Origin of the sequence: Actinomadura physcomitrii (assembly GCF_008923205.2) — a bacterium.
GTDB classification, from domain to species: domain Bacteria; phylum Actinomycetota; class Actinomycetes; order Streptosporangiales; family Streptosporangiaceae; genus Spirillospora; species Spirillospora physcomitrii.
Window position 1 is genome coordinate 255,337 of the sequence record NZ_WBMS02000009.1, and the last position, 15,313, is coordinate 270,649.

The window sequence follows — 15,313 nt, forward strand, 5'->3', positions numbered from 1 at the left end:
CTCGGAGTATGGAGCATCGTCCGGATGCCGGGACGGCCCGGCGCACGGACGGCACCCGCGGAACGGGAGGCGCACATGGGACTGCCCATGCGGCTGGCGGTCAAGATCGGAACCCATCTGGTGCGGCAGAAGCTGCGCGGCACCGCCAAGTTCCCGATGATCATGGAGCTGGAACCGCTGTTCGCCTGCAACCTCAAGTGCGCGGGCTGCGGCAAGATCCAGCAGCCCGCGTCGCTGCTCAAGCAGCGGATGCCGGTCGAGCAGGCGGTGGCGGCCGTCGAGGAGTGCGGCGCGCCGATGGTGTCGATCGCCGGCGGCGAGCCGCTGATGCACCCGCAGATCGACCGGATCGTCGTCGAGCTGCTGCGGCGCCGCAAGTTCGTCGTCCTGTGCACCAACGCGGTGCTGCTGCGCAAGCATCTGCACCGCTTCCGCCCGCACCGCGACTTCGCGTGGATGGTCCACATCGACGGGCTGAAGGAGCGCCACGACGAGTCCGTCAGCAAGGACGGCGTCTTCGAGCAGGCCGTGGACGCGATCCGCGCCGCGAAGGCCGCCGGGTTCGCCGTCTACACGAACTCGACCTTCTTCAACACCGACACTCCCGAGACCATCCGGGAGACCCTCGACTACCTCAACGACGAGCTCGGCGTCGACCGGATGGAGATCGCGCCCGGCTACGCCTACGAGAAGGCGCCCGACCAGGACCGCTTCCTCGGCGTCCAGCAGACCCGCGAGCTGTTCGCGGCGGCGTTCGCGGGCGGCCGGCGGCGGCGCTGGCGGCTCAACCACTCGCCGCTCTACCTCGACTTCCTCGAAGGCAAGCGCGACTTCGCCTGCACCCCGTGGGGCGTGCCGTCGTACTCGCTCCTCGGCTGGCAGCGGCCCTGCTACCTGCTCGCCGACGGGTACGCCGCCACCTGGAAGGAACTGCTGGAGACCACCGACTGGGACGCCTACGGGCGGGGCCGCGACCCGCGCTGCGACAACTGCATGGCCCACTGCGGCTACGAGCCCACCGCCGTCCTCGCCACCACGCAATCGTTGCGCGAGAGCCTGCGGGCGCTGGCCGGCTGACGTTCCCGCGTCACCCCTCTTTGATCAGCATCTCGGGGCGTCCGGTGGCCAGCAGCCACGCGGGCAGCGTGACGACGCACAGCAGCGGCAGCAGCTTGATGTCGGTGACGACGGCGACCGCCATGAACAGGCTCAGCCACCCCTGCCGCGTCAGCGCCACGAGCAGGCCGAGCACCCCGGAGCCGATCGCGAGGGACACCGGGACGGCGTCCACCAGCCGGTTCGCGAGCAGCCCGATCGCGAGGCCGGTGAACACCGCGGGGAAGATCCGTCCGCCGCGGAACCCGCAGGACGCGGCCACCAGGATCGCGGCGAGCTTCACCACGATGATCAGCAGCAGCCCGCCCGCCGAGTGGGACGACGCGTGCCCGGTGAGCGTCTTCATCTCGTCCAGGCCCTTGAACAGGGTGATCCGGCCGCCGACCGCGCCGAGCACACCGAGCACCGCCCCGCCCGCCGCGAGCCCGACCACCGGGCCGGGCAGCCGGTGGAACACGGAGTGGACGTGCGGGAACGCGTACACCAGCAGCAGGCCGAGCGTGCACGCGACGAGGGCGATGACCGAGCCGCTGACCAGGTCCACGAGCTCGAAGCCGCGGTAGCCGGGGACGTCCACGCTCAGCGTCGGCGCGGCGAGCGCCACCGTGGTGAGCGCCCCCGCGCCGGCCGCGATGAGCGGCGCGAACAGCCGGTCCCACAACGGGGTGCCGGGCCCGCCCATCGCCGTCTCCGACAGGATGAGCGCGGCGGCGACGGGCGTGCCGAACAGGGCGCCGATCGTCCCCGCCGCCGCGATCCCCACCCACGCCTCGCCCGGTGCGGCGGGCAGGAACCGCGTGCCGAGCGCGAACGCCAGCGCGACGTTGACGGCGGTGATCGGGTTCTCCGGACCGAGGCTGACGCCGCCCGCGAGCGTCAGCACGGTGGCGAGCAGCAGGCTCGGGACGACCCGGGCCGGGATCGGCGGCGCGACCAGGCCCTCGGTCGCGGGATCGTGCCCGGCGCGTCCGGGCACCTTCGCCACGGTGAGGCCGACCGCGGCGCCCGCGAGGGTGAGGATCAGGAACGTCCACCAAGCCGGCTCCCCGCCGATCCCGAGCGCGTGCGGCAACCGGTCCCACACCGCCTTCTGCAGCGCCTCGGCGACGGTGCTCACGCCGAGCAGCAGCAGGCTCGCCCCAACGCCGATGAGCAGCGCGGGCAGCGCCAGGGCCAGCAGCGCGGCAGGCCTGGTCGCGGTGGTACCGGCCACCCGTCCTCCCCCGGAGCCGACGCGATCGGTCTTCCCTCTCCCTACCCCCGAAGATCACCGCCCGCACGCCAGTGACGGCGCCGCAGCAGCACGACCGGCGTCGCCGCCGCCATTCCCAGCGCGAACGGGGCCGCGGGCGCAAGACCGCCGATGGCCTGGTCGAAAGTGTCCGGGATGTGCAGCATCTTCATCCGGTTCAACGGCCACACCACGACGAAAGCGCGGCCGATGACCCGGTCCTCCGGAATGGCGCCGCCGCCCGGGTCCTTCTGATGCGCCCGCGAATCCGCGGACAGCTCCCGGTGGTCCCCCATGACCCACAGCGTCCCCGGCTGCACCGTCACCTCGAACGGCTGCTCGGACGGCTTGTTCCGCTCATGCGTGACCGGATCGGTGTAAAGGTACGAATGCTCGTCCAGGGCCGTCCCATTGACGGTCACGCGGCCCTGCGCGTCGCAGCATTTCACGTGGTCGCCCGGCACGCCGATGACCCGCTTGATGTAGTCCTTCTCGCCCGGCGCCACCCCGAAGGCGCCGCCGCCCCACCGGAGGAACCGCTTCACCGGATTCTTCGGCTTCTCGTACGTCACCTCGGGATCCCAGGAGTCCAGCCCGTTGAACACCACGATGTCGCCGCGCTTGACGTCGCGCGTGTGGTAAACGACCTTGTTCACCAGAACCCGGTCGCCGATCTCCAGCGTGTTCTGCATGGACCCGGACGGAATGTAGAAGGCCTGCACCAGAAAGGTCTTCACCACCAGGGCCAGCACCACGGCGACGACGATCAGGACGGGCAGCTCCCGCCAGAACGAGCCCTTCCTCTTTTCCTTCGCCGAGTCGTCGTCCGACCGCTCCGACGCCTCGTCTTCGGACCCGTCGAGATCCTCCTCGCGGGGCGCCGCGCCGTCAGAGCTGGAATGCATGTCTCTCCGATCTCCTCGGGCGTGCCGTCCAGGCGGGATCCTACTGTCGCCGCGCCCCGCTCCCCTCACCAGGCGCCGCCCACCCTCCGCGCTAGGAAGCCGGGCCCGTGAGGTAGTCGCCGTGCTCCAGGTCGTCGAGCAGCGTCGGGTGCACCGGCGCCCAGCCGAGCAGCTCCTGTGTGCGCGCGCTGGAGACGGGCGCGTCGATCCCGTAGACGGTGGCCATGAACGGACTCGGGAAGTGCGCGGCGGCCTCGTCCGGAGGCAACGAAACGGCGGGCAGCCCGAGCCCACGGCCGATCGCCTCCGCGATGCTCTTGAACGGGACGTTCTCAGCCGCCCCATGGAGCACGCTGCCCGCGGGGGCCTTCTCCAACGCCAGGCGGAACAGGACCGCCGCGTCGAGCCGGTGCACCGCGGGCCACCGGTTGGCGCCGTCGCCGACATAAGCCGACACACCGGTCTTCCGCGCCGTGTCGACGAGCATGCCCATGAACCCGTAATCCCCAGGGCCGTGGACGGTCGGGGCGAGCCGGACCACGCTCGCCCGCACACCCCGGTCCGCGAAGCCGAGACAGGCCCGCTCGCCCGGGAGCCGGAAAGCGGCGATCCCGGACACGTCGGGCTCGTCCTGCTCGGTGCTCTCCCGTCCGGCGGGCATGACCAGCGTGCCCGAGGTGATGACGAGCGGCGCGCCCGAGCGTCCGAGCGTCTCGATCGCGGTCCGGTCGCGCCGCATCATGTCGTCCGGATCGGCGAAGTCGCCGCCGAACGCCATGTGCACGACGCCGTCTGCGGCTTCGGCGCCGCTGCGCAGGCTGTCGAGATCGTCCAGCGATCCCCGGTGCGGCACGGCGCCCAGCGACTCCAGTCGCGCCGCCGCGGCGTCCGACCGCGCGAGCCCGGTGACGGTGTGCCCGGCCGCCAAGAGCTCGGCGACGACGGCCGGACCGGTCAGCCCGGAACCACCCGTGACGAAGACATGCATGAGCTTCTCCTTAACGCCAGTGACTGGCGCTTCTTAGCGACAGTCACTGACCCTACACGTAGCGCCAGTCACTGGCACATGCGATAGCCTCCAGGGGTGCCACGGAGCGGAGCAGAAGCGCGCCGCCGCCTTCGCCAGGCGGCCCTCGAGCTGTACCGGGAACGAGGATTCGACCAGACCACCACGGCCGAGATCGCCGCCCGGGCCGACGTCAACGAGCGCACGTTCTTCCGCCACTTCCCGGACAAGCGCGAGGTGCTCTTCGACGGCCAGGCCGACCTGCGCGACGCGCTGACCCGTGCGGTGGCCGAGGCGCCCGACGGCCTGGAACCGCTCGACGTCCTGCTCGGCGCCTTCCGCGAGGGCGGACGAATCCTCGAGGAGAACCGCCCCTTCTCCGAACCCCGGCAGGAGATCATCGCCGCGACGCCCACGCTCCGCGAGCGCGAGCTGGCCAAGGCCGCCGCGCTCACCGACGCCCTGGCGGACGCCCTGCGCCGGCGCGGCGTCGCCGACCGGCTGGCCGCCCTCGCCGCCCAGACCGGCTGGGCCGCCTTCCACCACGCCGTCCAAGCCTGGATCGACGACCCCTCACAGAGCCTGGACGCCCATCTCTCCCAGACCTTCGCCGACCTGCGCGCCCTCACCGGCCACTATGTGCGGGGGTCCCGCGGCGCCGGATGACCCGCCCAAGGGAACTCACCGCGCTGAATGGCGGCACGTGAGGGGGCAGCGGCAGCTCCTCCCCGGTCACCCGGAAGCGCGCCGCCACCGGCCGAAGCCCCTTCCGAGGGCCGGGGCCGTCCCTCATCCACTCCGCCAGCGTGGGCCAGACGGATGCCAGACCAGCACCTCTCCACCCCGCCCACGGTAAGCCGCAAACCAATGCGCCCCGCAGCGGTGCGCTCTTCACAGCGTGATCGGTGCCCGTGGCCCCCATGGCCAACGCAGAAGGCCCCTTCCATGATGGGAAGGGGCCTCTGAACTGGGCGCACCCGAAGGGATTCGAACCCCTAACCTTCTGATCCGTAGATTCCCAAACGATCACTGCCCCCGTCCGAACCCGTCCGCACACTGGGCCGATGACCTGCGCGCCGTCCGAACCCGTTCACCCCGATCCAAGATCATCCGCCCCGGTGGCTCCCACCGTGGCTCCCGGGGAGCCACCGGACGTACCCACCCCCTGCGGGTAGTTCGTCCTCGTAGTCGCATGCGGCGACCGCGTCGTATCCGGCCCGCCAGGCGGAGGTGAGGAGTTTCGACACCACGTCCACCACCTGGCTGGGAAGGGCTTCTTGCTTCTCGACCTCGATCTTGATTGGCCAGGCGGGAAAGTCCTCCGAGTCCGGAAGGAAACCAGGGTTGCGCAAGACTTCGATCTCAAGGCCGTCGAGATGTGCGACTGTGCCGTCAAGGGCAGTAGCGGTGGCTTGGGCCACCAGGTCAACCGCAGCGTTCTTGGACAGACCTCGTAGGTAGAGCCCGCAGTAGTCGTAGCGCTCCGGCATGATCATCTCCGCTCTCCCATCGCCGTCGTCTCCATCGGACCGCGACGGACGGACGGACCTGTCCGGAGGGTGCTCCCGCGCGAACGGCGCGCACCCCGTGACAGACAGATTCGCGCGGGAGTGCCCTCCGGGTCGCGGGGGTCCAGGGGGCGGCGCAGCCCCCTGGTTCGAGCTCGCTCAACCAAGTCTTGCGCGGATCTCGCTGGCCTGCGCCCGAGCGGCCTCCGCTTCTGTTGCCGCTTGCTCTCGGTCTGATTCGAACAAGAGCCGCTCGGCCAGCTCATCGAGGACATCCGCCATCTCGTCACGCCACTCGGCGAGCGCGAGGGACTGGGCCTCTGCTGGTCGACGGGCACGCACCTCGCGTAGCCGCTTCAAGGAACGCTTGAGTTCCGCAGGGATGGTCACAGTCACCTTCGAAGTGGTTGAACCGATCGTAGGCGGCGGCGCGAACCCGTGGCGGCCGGACGGGGCGGGGCCGGCGGACGCGTCGCGATGCGCGGCCCGGCGCGGCCGCCCGGTGACCGGCGCCCACGCCGCACGCTCCGGGCGGCCAGGCGCGGGGCCGCGCCAGCGGCCCGAGCGCCGCCGCCCCTTGATATCGAGATCGAACGCACCGGCGTGCGGGGCTCGCTCAAGACCGGTGGGGAGGCGCGGGGCCGGCGGACTCGGTCGACGCGGCGGCGGCAGGACGCGCCGGACCTGCCTCGGCGTCCGGTCGACTCCCGCACGGTCGGCAAGGTGTTCCGGGGCCGCGACGGGAAGACGTTCCGGCCGTCGCTGTTCCTGACCCTGACCTTGGACTCCTACGGGCGGGTCCGCTCGGACGGTACCCCGGTCGACCCGGCCACCTACGACTACACGCGGGCCGCACGCGATGCGCTGCACTTCTCCAAGCTGGTAGATCGGTTCGTGCAGAACCTGCGCCGGTTCGTCGGCTACGACGTGCAGTACTTCGCCACCGTCGAGCCCCAGCGGCGGCTGGCTCCGCACCTGCACATGGCGATCCGCGGAACCATCTCCCGCACCGAACTGCGGCAAGTCGTCGCGGCCACCTATCACCAGGTGTGGTGGCCCTCCACCGATCGCGTCGTCTACTCCGGGAATCGGCTGCCGGTCTGGGACGAGGCTGCGGGCGAGAACGGCGGCTACCTCGACCCCGAAACCGGCGAAGTCCTCCCCACCTGGGATGACGCGCTGGACGCCATCGGCCTGGACGAGAACGCCGAACCCCTGCACGTCGTCCGCTTCGGCCGCCAGATCGACGCCCAAGGCGTCCTGGCCGACTCGGCCGACTCGCGGCGCTGCATCGGCTACCTGACCAAGTACCTGGTCAAGGGTGTCGCCGAATGCCACGAAGCGGAGACGGCGGCGCAGCGTGAGCACGTCGACCGGATGGCCGAAGCGCTCCGCTTCGAGCCGTGCTCGCCGACGTGCGCGAACTGGCTGCGCTACGGCGTGCAGCCCAAGAACGCCCGGCGGGGGATGACTCCCGGGTTCTGCAAGGGCAAAGCGCACAGGCGCGAACACCTCGGCTACGGCGGACGCCGCGTCCTCGTCTCACGCAAATGGTCGGGAAAGACCCTCGCCGATCACAAGGCCGACCGCAAAGCCTGGGCACTGGCCCGGCTGGCTGAGGCCGGCATCCCCGTCTCCAACCCGGCCGACCCGCAAGCGGCCTACGTCTGGGAACGCGCGGGGCCTGGTGACCCGGACGTCCGGCCGACCGAGCATCGGCTCTTGCTCCTGATCAACGAACGCATCCAACGGCGCCGCCAGCTCGACGCCGCGACCCAGAACACGACTTCCGAACTTTCGGCAACTGCGGAGGCAGCGTGATCACTACGGCGAACGGGGCGGCGGAACCGCTCCTTTGGAAGCCCGAACAGGCGGCCGTGATGCTCGGCATCGGACGCACCAAGGTCTATGACCTGATGCGTACCGGTGCGCTGCGGTCGGTCCGGCTCGGCGGCTCTCGAAGGATTCCGGCAACGGCGCTCACCGAGTTCGTTGCCCGGCTCGAAGAGGAGACGGACGCGGCATGACCAAGCGACGCGGCAACGGCGAAGACTCGATCTACAAGGATGGCGACCGCTGGCGCGGCGCGATCCACCTGGGCTACGACGACAAGGGACGGCGCGTCCGGAAGAAGGTCTCCGGCCGGACGCGTGCCGAGGTGGCGGAAAAGCTCCGCAAACTGCGGAAGCTCGTGGATGCCGGGACGGTTCCGGACGACAAGGTCACCGTCAAGGCGTTCCTCGACCGTTGGTTGGCCCACAGCCTTCCCGGCACGGTGGCCGAGTCGACCGAGGACGACTACCACGACACGGTGCGGTTGCATCTGGCGCCCGCGCTCGGACGGAAGAAGCTGGCCAAGCTCACCGTTCTGGACGTCGACAAGCTGTGGCAGGCCAAGCGGGATGCGGGCTACAGCGCCAACAGCATCCGAATCATGCGGACGGTCCTGCGGAAGGCTCTCACACAGGCGGAGCGGGAAGGCATCCTTCCGCGCAACGTCGCTGCTCTTTCGGCAGCGCCTCACGTCGTCGCGAAGGAAGGCCGAACGCTCACCATCGACCAAGCGAAAGCGCTCCTCGACACGGTCGCCGGCCACCGCTTCGACGTCGCCATCATGCTCGCTCTCGCCTATGGCCTGCGCCGTGGCGAGGTTCTCGGCCTGCACTGGGCTGCCGTCGACTGGGACGCCGGAACGGTTCGGCTGACGCACTCGGTGAAGAGGATCAAAGACCGCGACAAGGCGAGCGGACGGAAGACGCGGCTGGTGGTGGGGGAGTTGAAGACGCCCAAGTCACGCCGGACGCTCGTCCTGACTCCCCAGCTCGTGACCAAGCTTCGGACGCTCCACACCCGGCAGGCCAAGGCCAAGATCGCGGCCGGTGAGCTGTGGGAGGATCACGGGCTGATCTTCGCGAGCGAGGTCGGGACGCCGATGGACCCGGACAACTTCTCGCACACCTTCTCCAAGCTCGCCAAGCGCGCCGGCCTCGGCCACTGGCATCCGCACGAACTGCGGCATTCGGGCGCCTCGCTGATGCTGGCGCAGGGGACGCCGCTGCATGTCGTCTCCGAGATCCTCGGGCACACGTCCATCGCGATCACCAAGGACGTCTACGGGCATCTCCTGGTGGACGACAAGCGGGCGGCGGCCGAGGCGATGAGCGGGGCGCTCTTCGGAGCGTGATCGGTGCCCGTGGCTCCCAACGTGGCTCCCATGGCCAACGCAGAAGGCCCCTTCCATGATCGGAAGGGGCCTCTGAACTGGGCGCACCCGAAGGGATTCGAACCCCTAACCTTCTGATCCGTAGTCAGATGCTCTATCCATTGAGCTACGGGTGCCCGTTCGGAGCCAACTGTACCGGCTCCTGGGGCCGGACGGCGAATCGGCGCCGGAAGACGCGCCTCGGGCAGTGTGAGCCGGGTCACGGAACCGTCTGTGGCGAACCAGCGCCAAAGGTGTAATCGAGACGGATGTGACCTCTGAGGTTTACCCTCGTCCGAAGTCCCAAACCCCCCTGAAGGAGAAGGTTTCATGCGCATGTCTGCCGCCAAGCTCGTCGGCGTCCTGGCCATCGGTGGCGTGCTGCTCGGCTCCACGGCCTGCGGCCCGGTGGACTCCATCACCGGCGGCGGCAAGAAGAAGACCGCCTGCAAGAACATCGAGACCGAGCTGAAGAACGTCGCTTCGAGCGGCGGGTCGGCCGGCGGCTCCGAGGCGACGGCCCAGACGTTCTCCGACGCGGCCGCCAAGATCCGCACCGAGGGCCAGAACGCCGGCGGCGACGTCGAGACCGCCGCGACCGCGTTCGCCGGCGACCTGGACGACACCGCCGCCACGCTGCGCAAGCTCAGCTCCGGCAACCTGTCCGGCGGGACGCCCAACTTCACCCAGATGCAGCAGCACGGCGAGGACCTGGGCAAGGCCTGCGGCTACACCGGCTTCCACATCGGCTGACCGACGGCGCTTCGCTCCCGCGGCCCCGGGAGCGAATCGTCCGGCCGCCTCGTCGCCCCGCGGGCGCGTTCGGACTATGCTTCGAAGCCACAGGCCAGACTTTGCCGGTTGGCTCGCCGAACCGGTACCCTGTGCTGAGCCTGATGGCTCCTGGAGGATTCGCCTAGTCCGGTCTATGGCGCCGCACTGCTAATGCGGTTTGGGTTTACCGCCCATCCGGGGTTCAAATCCCCGATCCTCCGCCACTACCAGCGCCTCCGCCGAGTGAGATGATCTCGGCGGGGGCGTTTTCGGTGTCTGGTGTGGCCATGGTGTGGCCATCACGGCGCAGCGGCACCACCGCGGCCACCGCCTCGGCTGCCGACTTGGCCACCTCGGGCAGGACCGAGGCGTAGGTGTCGGCGGTGAACGATGACCGAGAGTGACCGAGCGTCGCGCTGATCACCTTCATGTCGACCTTGCCGAGCAGGCTCAGCGTCGCCGCGCCGTGGCGCAGGTCGTGGAACCGGATCGGTGGAAGCGGGCCGCGGTCGATGGCGACTTGGGCCGCTCGTCGGCTGACGCGGTGGCGGCGCGCTATCTGTTCGACGGGCCACTCCTCGTTAAAGTGGCGCCGTCGGATCGTGTTGTAGCGCTCGATCAGGGCTTCGAAGCGCAGTGAGATCCACTCTGGCCGCAAGGCGGATCCGTCTTCGCGGGTGAACACCCGTCCTGAGTCCACCCAGACTTCCGGGCCCGCCGAGAGCCGCTCCTCTCTCTGGTGAGTGCGCCACCGGCGAAGGACGGCGAGGGTCATTTGGTCGAGGCTGACGGTTCTCTCTCCGGCTTCGGACTTGGTGTCGTCGTACTCGTCGTCTGGACGGGTCTCGCGGATGGTGAGCGTCTCGCTGTCGTCCAGGTCGGTGTCCGTCCGTGGCAGGCCCGCGACCTCGGCACGGCGCGGCCCTCGGAAGGCGACCAGGTGGAAGAGCGCGTAGAGCCGCTCTTCGGCCGCGAAGTCGAGGAAGGCCCCCGTCTGCTCCGCCGTCCACACCATGACCGGGCCGGGCGCCTTCCCGGTCTCCAGCCAGTGCCGGACGCGTTCAGTCGTCCAGACGAGCGGCTTGGACCGTCGGCCTTTGATGCGCGGGAGTTCGACGTGTTCCACGGGGTTGTAGGTGAGCCGCTTGGTCTTCACCGCCGTTCCTATGGCCGAGGACAGGACGGCATGGACCTTTTTGATTCGCGCGGCTGAGATCGGTCGGGTCTGCTTCTTTCTGGATGCTTCGCCCTCGGTGTGCTGCTTCTTCGCGGATGCCGCTCTGACCTCCATGAGTCGCCGCAGCAGTTCGCTCTGTCGCTCGCCGTCCTTCTGTGGACGGTTGATCTGTGAGATGGCGGCGTACATCTCGTGGGCGTCGCGGTCGCACAGGTCGACCATGCGGAGATGGCCGAGGGCCGGCTTCAGGTAGAGGCGGACGATCTCCTCGTAGTCGGCGTACGTGGACCGGGCGAGGCTCTTCTTGCCGGGAAGCCACTGCTTTTCGAGGTAGGCCCCGACCGTCAGCGAACGGTCCACGGCCTGGCCGACGTGGCTGACGTTCGCGAGTTCCTCTGCCAGCGCCTTGTCTGCGTCGCGTTCGGTGGTGAAGGGGCCGACCAAGGGTCTGCGTCTCTTCCCGTCTGCTCCTCGTGGGGCGTCGTAGCGGAACCACCAGGCGCCGTGCTGCTTCTTCTTCAGTTGGGGGCACTTGCCCTCGGAGTACTTCTTCTTGGTCTCAGGGTTGCGGCATCCGCATCGCTTGAAGGTTCGGCCCTTCATCTGTTCTCCTCCTCTGGTCCCCGATCGTGCGATCGGGGACGTGTTGATCGCTTTGGGACTGTCTGGACGCTGACGCTGAACCGGCGCCGCTCTGGGCCTAATGCGTTCGAAGCGCCATCGCTCGGGGTCGTCCGGCGCGTGCTGGCAAGTTCCTCACCCAGGGGTTGAGCGATGGTCGGCAGCGCCTCGGATTCGGAGGGGGCCGACCGCTCGTCGGGGCTACGTCACGCCGAGCAGCTTGCGGAGTTCTGCGGTCGGTACTCGGTAGGCGGTGCCGACTCGGATGAGGCGGCAGGGAAATTCTCCGCGTTTCGCCAGTTCATAGGCATATGTGCGGGAAAGTCCCAGCGCGCGGGCAGCGGTCGTGATGCTGACGACCGTGGGGAGGGTGGCGAGGTCTTCGTATTGCATGGTCTGCATTCGGATGCCTCCGTGGCCTAGTGCGTCGCGGTGGTTCTGGCGGAGCTTGCATGGATCTTCGAGCGCCTCTCGTTCGAATGAGTTGATCTCGGAGGGGACTGGACAGCGTCCTCCGCTGTTGTCCTGCTCGCAGTGCGAGGACGTTGGTTGGTTCGCTACCGCCGGTGTCGGCTTGGGCGGGTTGGTGGAGAGGGGGTAGGTGCCGTGGATCTGCTGGGGGTCGTGGGTTCTAGAGGCGCCCACGGGTTGGGGAACGCGGCCATGGCCAGCTGTACCTGCGTGGGCATGGCCGCCTGCGCGGCCTGTTGTGGCGTGTTCGTGGGGGCGGTGGGTTGCGCTTCGCGGACGTGTTCGGCGGCTTTTCGGGCGGCGTCGGCTTGGGCTTGGCGGTGCTGGAGTCGGCGCAGCTCGGCGATGGTTTCGAGCAGGGTGATGAGGTTGGCGACGAGCATCATGATCGACACCGTCGCCCGGTTCTTGGCGGAGTTGGTGAGTGCGAGGAGGCGGGCTGTGGTGCGCAAGGCGTTGCCGGCAGGAGTGGGTTGTGGAATGCGGCCGTAGGGTGCGCGGGCGGCGCGGTCGTAGGTGTCGGCGGCGCGGTGGAGGTGGTGGTTGCCGGTGGCTTGCGCGGCGGTGCGGAGAGCGTCGGAGGCGGCCCAGCAGGCGTCCTGGACTGCGTGAGGATTGGTGGCGAGGTAGCGGCGAATGTGGGCGGTGGCGTAGGACGCGGCGCGGGCCGCGTCGTCGTAGAACGCCTGTCGCTCCTCAGCGGTGAGGTCGTCATCGACAGCGGTGGGCATGCGACGCGCCCCAGGTGATGCCCAACGTTGCTGGAGGCGCGTGAGCGAGAGGTCGTCTGCGAGGCGGCTTCCTGGATGCCAGGTCGGTTCTTCGTCGCCGGGCTCGGTGGGGAGCGCGACGGTGTACCCGGTGATCTGTCCGGGGATGTACTGGCTGTAGCGGACTTTGACCAGGAGGCCGTTGTCCTGGAGCTGGTCGAGGAACTCGGCGGTCGTCCGGGCTTTGTCCGCGGTGCGGCGGACAGTTGTCCGCAGCACGGCCTGCCTCGTCCGCGCGGACAGGTGCCGTCCGCCCAGCGGACGGACGGCCGACGGACCGTGGTCGGAGCCGTCCGCACCTGTCCAGCGCAAGCGGAGTTTGGGGAGCGTGAGGTCGGCGGCGAGCTTGCTGCCCCCGTACCAGACCGGCTGCCCGGCCGCGTTGACATCACCGGGCGCGGCCACGGCGTACCCGGTCACCTCACCCGCCGTCCGCTGACTGAGCCGCCGCCGCACCAGGACACCGTCGGCCTGCAGTCGTTCGAAGAACTCCCTTTCGCTTCCCGCGCCGGCGGCCGCCGTCTGAACCTTGTGGAGCAGAAACGTACGTGAAGGTACTGGCCGGCCGCGGCGGACGGCTTTCTCGGTCTCGCCGCGTTTGGGGCGGCGGGCGGCGGTCCTGTCCGCCGGCGCCGTGGACCGCAGGCCGAACCGTGCCTCCACCGCCCGGCACGCGTCCCGCACCCGGTACCCGTCGTTCCATACCTCGGGGCGGACGCCGTCGGGCCGCGCCAGCGTGGCCACGATGTGGACGTGGTCGGCGGCGTGCCGGACGGCGATCCAGCGGACGGCGTCAACGTCTCCGGCCGGGACCAGGCCCGTCCGCTGCATAATCTTGCCGACGGCCTGTGCCCACTGCGCATCGGTCAGGATCGGGTCCTCAGGAGCGGCCCGCACGGCGCAATGCCAGACGGGCTTGCGGTAGTTCCGCTCGCCGAGCAGCGCCAGCGGCTGGGTCAGCAGGCCCTCCAGGTGGCGGAAGTCGCGGTGGCCATCGGGGCGTAATGCCGGTTCCAGGTCGGCCAGGTCCCCGAAGCCGGCCACGATGTGCGGGTTGAGGTGTTCGCCGCTGGTGCCCGGGCCGTAGAGGTAGCGCAGCAGCCCCTGGACCCGGACACCACGCAGAACCTTCCCGATCACCCTGCGGCGCTCCGTGCCGTGGCGTTCGTGGCTACGACGGCCCCTGTCATGGCAGCCGCCTTCTCAGCTCGTCGGCCAGCTCATCGAGCTTGCGGATCGTCTGCGCGGCGGCGCGGGCGTACCACTGGACCGTCGAGGACACCTCTCCTGAGTTCAACGCGGCGACCGCCTGGTTGAGGTTGACGCCGATCCGGTGAGCCTGACCGCGCACCTGCATGACGGCCTGCAGTACCTCGCGCAGCTCATTGTTCTGTGCGCGCGGCTTACCGGTTGCGGCGGCGAGCAGCGTCAGCGCCGCCCACGCCGCGATCGCCAGACTCTCTCGTTCGGCGGCCCTCGACACCACTGCGTGTTCGTTGTCCGACAACAGGACGTACAACACTCGCCTTCGCTTCGACCCGCTATGGGTTCGGCGGTTGCGTCTCTTCACCGTGCTCGACGCGGACTCGCCACTGCCGTGTTCGACCATTGGCCTCCTGTCCTGGGATCGCGCTCGATCCCGTCCTAGGCTGTGAACCGCGCCCGGTCTGCAGCCGATAACGCTTGCGTTTTCCATTTCTTGCCCTGCGTCAGCAGAGCCCGCGGCTAGGGTGCAGGCATGCAAGGGGAAGAGATCGTCATTAGACTCACGCGGGACGAAGCGCTCGTCTTGTCCGAGTGGTTGGAACGGTTGCAGATGACCGACCTCGGCCGTGTCGTTGACGACTCAGCCGTCTGGGCACCGCTTCATCGGATCGCGGGAACCCTCGACAAGGCACTGCCGGATCTCTTCGCCGCCGACTACGCCGAGCGTCTCGATGCCGCTCGCCGCCGCCTCCGCCCGGAGTGAGTCAGCGTTGGTCCGCCGGAGACCTGCACAGTCCAGAGGCTTCGCGTCCGCTTGCGCGGTTACCGTTCATGCCGGAGGCAGGTAGGCGATTGCCGGTCCTGTTCGATCGGCTTTATCGAGCACCGTAGGTCCACGCTGTCCCGAACTCCAGTTCGTTGTCCACATGCTGTGGACAACGGGCTCGTCCGAGAGGCTTGTGCTTGCTTGCCCGTGTCGGCGTATTGAGAGCTCTGGTCGGGGGCTTGGTGTCTGAGCTTTCCTGCCGTGCTTTCAAGCAGAGTTGGTCGTGCAGCTCGACGGTGGGCCGCTCAGTGGCCCCGTCGATGCGAGTGGCGAGTGCGTCCATGTGAGGTGCTCTCCAGCGTCAACTGAATTCGGACCATTCGGGACCTCTCTTCTCGGTTCGGCTGAGTGCTTCAACAGCCCGGTTCGGCCGTTGTCAACGGCGGCTGAATTTTGACCCCCTGGGGACGTCTGAAAGTTGACCCCCTGATGTTGTTGTTCGCTGCGTTGTGTTACTGCTCGTCGTTGCTGGTGGTGGTGTTGGCCGCGGGGACGCGGCC

General features: G+C 69.1%; 16 protein-coding genes and 2 tRNA genes. 8 read left to right on the forward strand and 10 right to left on the reverse strand.

The genetic code is table 11. The annotated features are described in order from the left end of the window. Positions 1-75: 75 nt before the first annotated feature. Positions 76-1,077 (forward strand): adenosyl-hopene transferase HpnH, encoded by a 1,002-nt coding sequence (gene hpnH / locus F8568_RS14400; RefSeq protein WP_151594019.1) that lies wholly within the window; start codon positions 76-78, stop codon positions 1,075-1,077. A 10-nt stretch (positions 1,078-1,087) separates the two neighbouring features. Here the strand turns inward: hpnH and F8568_RS14405 are convergent, their stop codons facing one another. The 3 genes from F8568_RS14405 to F8568_RS14415 all read right to left on the reverse strand — a co-directional run bounded on the left by F8568_RS14405 (position 1,088) and on the right by F8568_RS14415 (position 4,240). After that, positions 1,088-2,329 carry an ion channel protein gene (locus F8568_RS14405; RefSeq protein WP_328600876.1) on the reverse strand — a complete coding sequence of 414 codons (1,242 nt, stop codon included), beginning with the start codon at positions 2,327-2,329 and terminating at the stop codon, positions 1,088-1,090. Between the two features lie 41 nt (positions 2,330-2,370). Beyond that, positions 2,371-3,252: a signal peptidase I gene (lepB, locus tag F8568_RS14410; protein ID WP_151594020.1), complete on the reverse strand. Its 882-nt coding sequence runs from the start codon at positions 3,250-3,252 to the stop codon at positions 2,371-2,373. A 91-nt stretch (positions 3,253-3,343) separates the two neighbouring features. Next, positions 3,344-4,240, reverse strand: a complete 897-nt coding sequence (locus F8568_RS14415; RefSeq protein ID WP_151594021.1) for an SDR family oxidoreductase — start codon at positions 4,238-4,240, stop codon at positions 3,344-3,346. 96 nt (positions 4,241-4,336) lie between these two features. Here F8568_RS14415 and F8568_RS50350 point away from each other — a divergent pair, with 96 nt between their 5' ends. Further along, positions 4,337-4,924 carry a TetR/AcrR family transcriptional regulator gene (locus F8568_RS50350; protein ID WP_151594022.1) on the forward strand — a complete coding sequence of 196 codons (588 nt, stop codon included), beginning with the start codon at positions 4,337-4,339 and terminating at the stop codon, positions 4,922-4,924. 440 nt (positions 4,925-5,364) lie between these two features. Here F8568_RS50350 and F8568_RS14425 read toward each other — a convergent pair whose 3' ends face one another. Beyond that, positions 5,365-5,748: a hypothetical protein gene (locus F8568_RS14425; RefSeq protein ID WP_151594023.1), complete on the reverse strand. Its 384-nt coding sequence runs from the start codon at positions 5,746-5,748 to the stop codon at positions 5,365-5,367. A gap of 177 nt (positions 5,749-5,925) precedes the next feature. Beyond that, positions 5,926-6,156 (reverse strand): hypothetical protein, encoded by a 231-nt coding sequence (locus F8568_RS14430; protein ID WP_151594024.1) that lies wholly within the window; start codon positions 6,154-6,156, stop codon positions 5,926-5,928. Positions 6,157-6,243: 87 nt separating this feature from the next. Between F8568_RS14430 and F8568_RS14435 the strand changes: the two genes are divergently transcribed. The 3 genes from F8568_RS14435 to F8568_RS14445 are packed head-to-tail and all read left to right on the forward strand — an operon-like array spanning position 6,244 to position 8,950. Then, the gene (locus tag F8568_RS14435) at positions 6,244-7,587 is read left to right on the forward strand and encodes a replication initiator (protein WP_202124925.1); all 1,344 of its coding nucleotides are present in this window, start codon (positions 6,244-6,246) and stop codon (positions 7,585-7,587) included. After that, positions 7,584-7,793 (forward strand): helix-turn-helix domain-containing protein, encoded by a 210-nt coding sequence (locus F8568_RS14440; protein ID WP_328600877.1) that lies wholly within the window; start codon positions 7,584-7,586, stop codon positions 7,791-7,793. Before F8568_RS14435 ends, F8568_RS14440 begins: the two co-directional genes overlap by 4 nt. After that, the gene (locus F8568_RS14445) at positions 7,790-8,950 is read left to right on the forward strand and encodes a site-specific integrase (protein ID WP_151594025.1); all 1,161 of its coding nucleotides are present in this window, start codon (positions 7,790-7,792) and stop codon (positions 8,948-8,950) included. Before F8568_RS14440 ends, F8568_RS14445 begins: the two co-directional genes overlap by 4 nt. An 82-nt stretch (positions 8,951-9,032) precedes the next feature. On the opposite strand, the gene F8568_RS14450 is transcribed toward F8568_RS14445, so the two are convergent. Beyond that, positions 9,033-9,105 (reverse strand) — tRNA-Arg (locus F8568_RS14450). Positions 9,106-9,298: 193 nt separating this feature from the next. On the opposite strand from F8568_RS14450, the gene F8568_RS14455 reads away from it, so the two are divergent. Next, positions 9,299-9,721 (forward strand): hypothetical protein, encoded by a 423-nt coding sequence (locus F8568_RS14455; protein ID WP_151594026.1) that lies wholly within the window; start codon positions 9,299-9,301, stop codon positions 9,719-9,721. Positions 9,722-9,873: 152 nt separating this feature from the next. Next, positions 9,874-9,966 (forward strand) — tRNA-Ser (locus tag F8568_RS14460). Here F8568_RS14460 and F8568_RS14465 read toward each other — a convergent pair. From F8568_RS14465 to F8568_RS14480, 4 genes are all read right to left on the reverse strand, one after another. Then, positions 9,945-11,522, reverse strand: coding sequence for a tyrosine-type recombinase/integrase (locus F8568_RS14465; protein WP_151594027.1), 1,578 nt, complete (start codon positions 11,520-11,522; stop codon positions 9,945-9,947). The two genes, F8568_RS14460 and F8568_RS14465, sit on opposite strands and share 22 nt — an antisense overlap. A gap of 219 nt (positions 11,523-11,741) precedes the next feature. Beyond that, positions 11,742-11,942: a helix-turn-helix domain-containing protein gene (locus F8568_RS14470; RefSeq protein WP_236008722.1), complete on the reverse strand. Its 201-nt coding sequence runs from the start codon at positions 11,940-11,942 to the stop codon at positions 11,742-11,744. A 155-nt stretch (positions 11,943-12,097) separates the two neighbouring features. Further along, positions 12,098-13,921, reverse strand: coding sequence for a relaxase/mobilization nuclease domain-containing protein (locus F8568_RS14475; RefSeq protein ID WP_151594028.1), 1,824 nt, complete (start codon positions 13,919-13,921; stop codon positions 12,098-12,100). Between the two features lie 46 nt (positions 13,922-13,967). Further along, a complete protein-coding gene (locus F8568_RS14480; protein WP_151594029.1) occupies positions 13,968-14,303 on the reverse strand; it encodes a hypothetical protein in 336 nt (111 codons plus the stop codon). 216 nt (positions 14,304-14,519) lie between these two features. Between F8568_RS14480 and F8568_RS14485 the strand changes: the two genes are divergently transcribed. Beyond that, a complete protein-coding gene (locus F8568_RS14485) occupies positions 14,520-14,750 on the forward strand; it encodes a hypothetical protein (protein ID WP_151594030.1) in 231 nt (76 codons plus the stop codon). The last annotated feature ends 563 nt before the right edge of the window (positions 14,751-15,313 follow it).

Bases quoted from the DNA above. Each gene is read 5' to 3' on its own strand.
- hpnH (WP_151594019.1), top strand. From the start codon at position 76: ATGGGACTGCCCATGCGGCTGGCGGTCAAGATCGGAACCCATCTGGTG.
- lepB (WP_151594020.1), bottom strand. From the start codon at position 3,252: ATGCATTCCAGCTCTGACGGCGCGGCGCCCCGCGAGGAGGATCTCGAC.
- F8568_RS14415 (WP_151594021.1), bottom strand. From the start codon at position 4,240: ATGCATGTCTTCGTCACGGGTGGTTCCGGGCTGACCGGTCCGGCCGTC.
- F8568_RS14425 (WP_151594023.1), bottom strand. From the start codon at position 5,748: ATGCCGGAGCGCTACGACTACTGCGGGCTCTACCTACGAGGTCTGTCC.
- F8568_RS14435 (WP_202124925.1), top strand. From the start codon at position 6,244: ATGCGCGGCCCGGCGCGGCCGCCCGGTGACCGGCGCCCACGCCGCACG.
- F8568_RS14445 (WP_151594025.1), top strand. From the start codon at position 7,790: ATGACCAAGCGACGCGGCAACGGCGAAGACTCGATCTACAAGGATGGC.
- F8568_RS14455 (WP_151594026.1), top strand. From the start codon at position 9,299: ATGCGCATGTCTGCCGCCAAGCTCGTCGGCGTCCTGGCCATCGGTGGC.
- F8568_RS14465 (WP_151594027.1), bottom strand. From the start codon at position 11,522: ATGAAGGGCCGAACCTTCAAGCGATGCGGATGCCGCAACCCTGAGACC.
- F8568_RS14470 (WP_236008722.1), bottom strand. From the start codon at position 11,942: ATGCAGACCATGCAATACGAAGACCTCGCCACCCTCCCCACGGTCGTC.
- F8568_RS14485 (WP_151594030.1), top strand. From the start codon at position 14,520: ATGCAAGGGGAAGAGATCGTCATTAGACTCACGCGGGACGAAGCGCTC.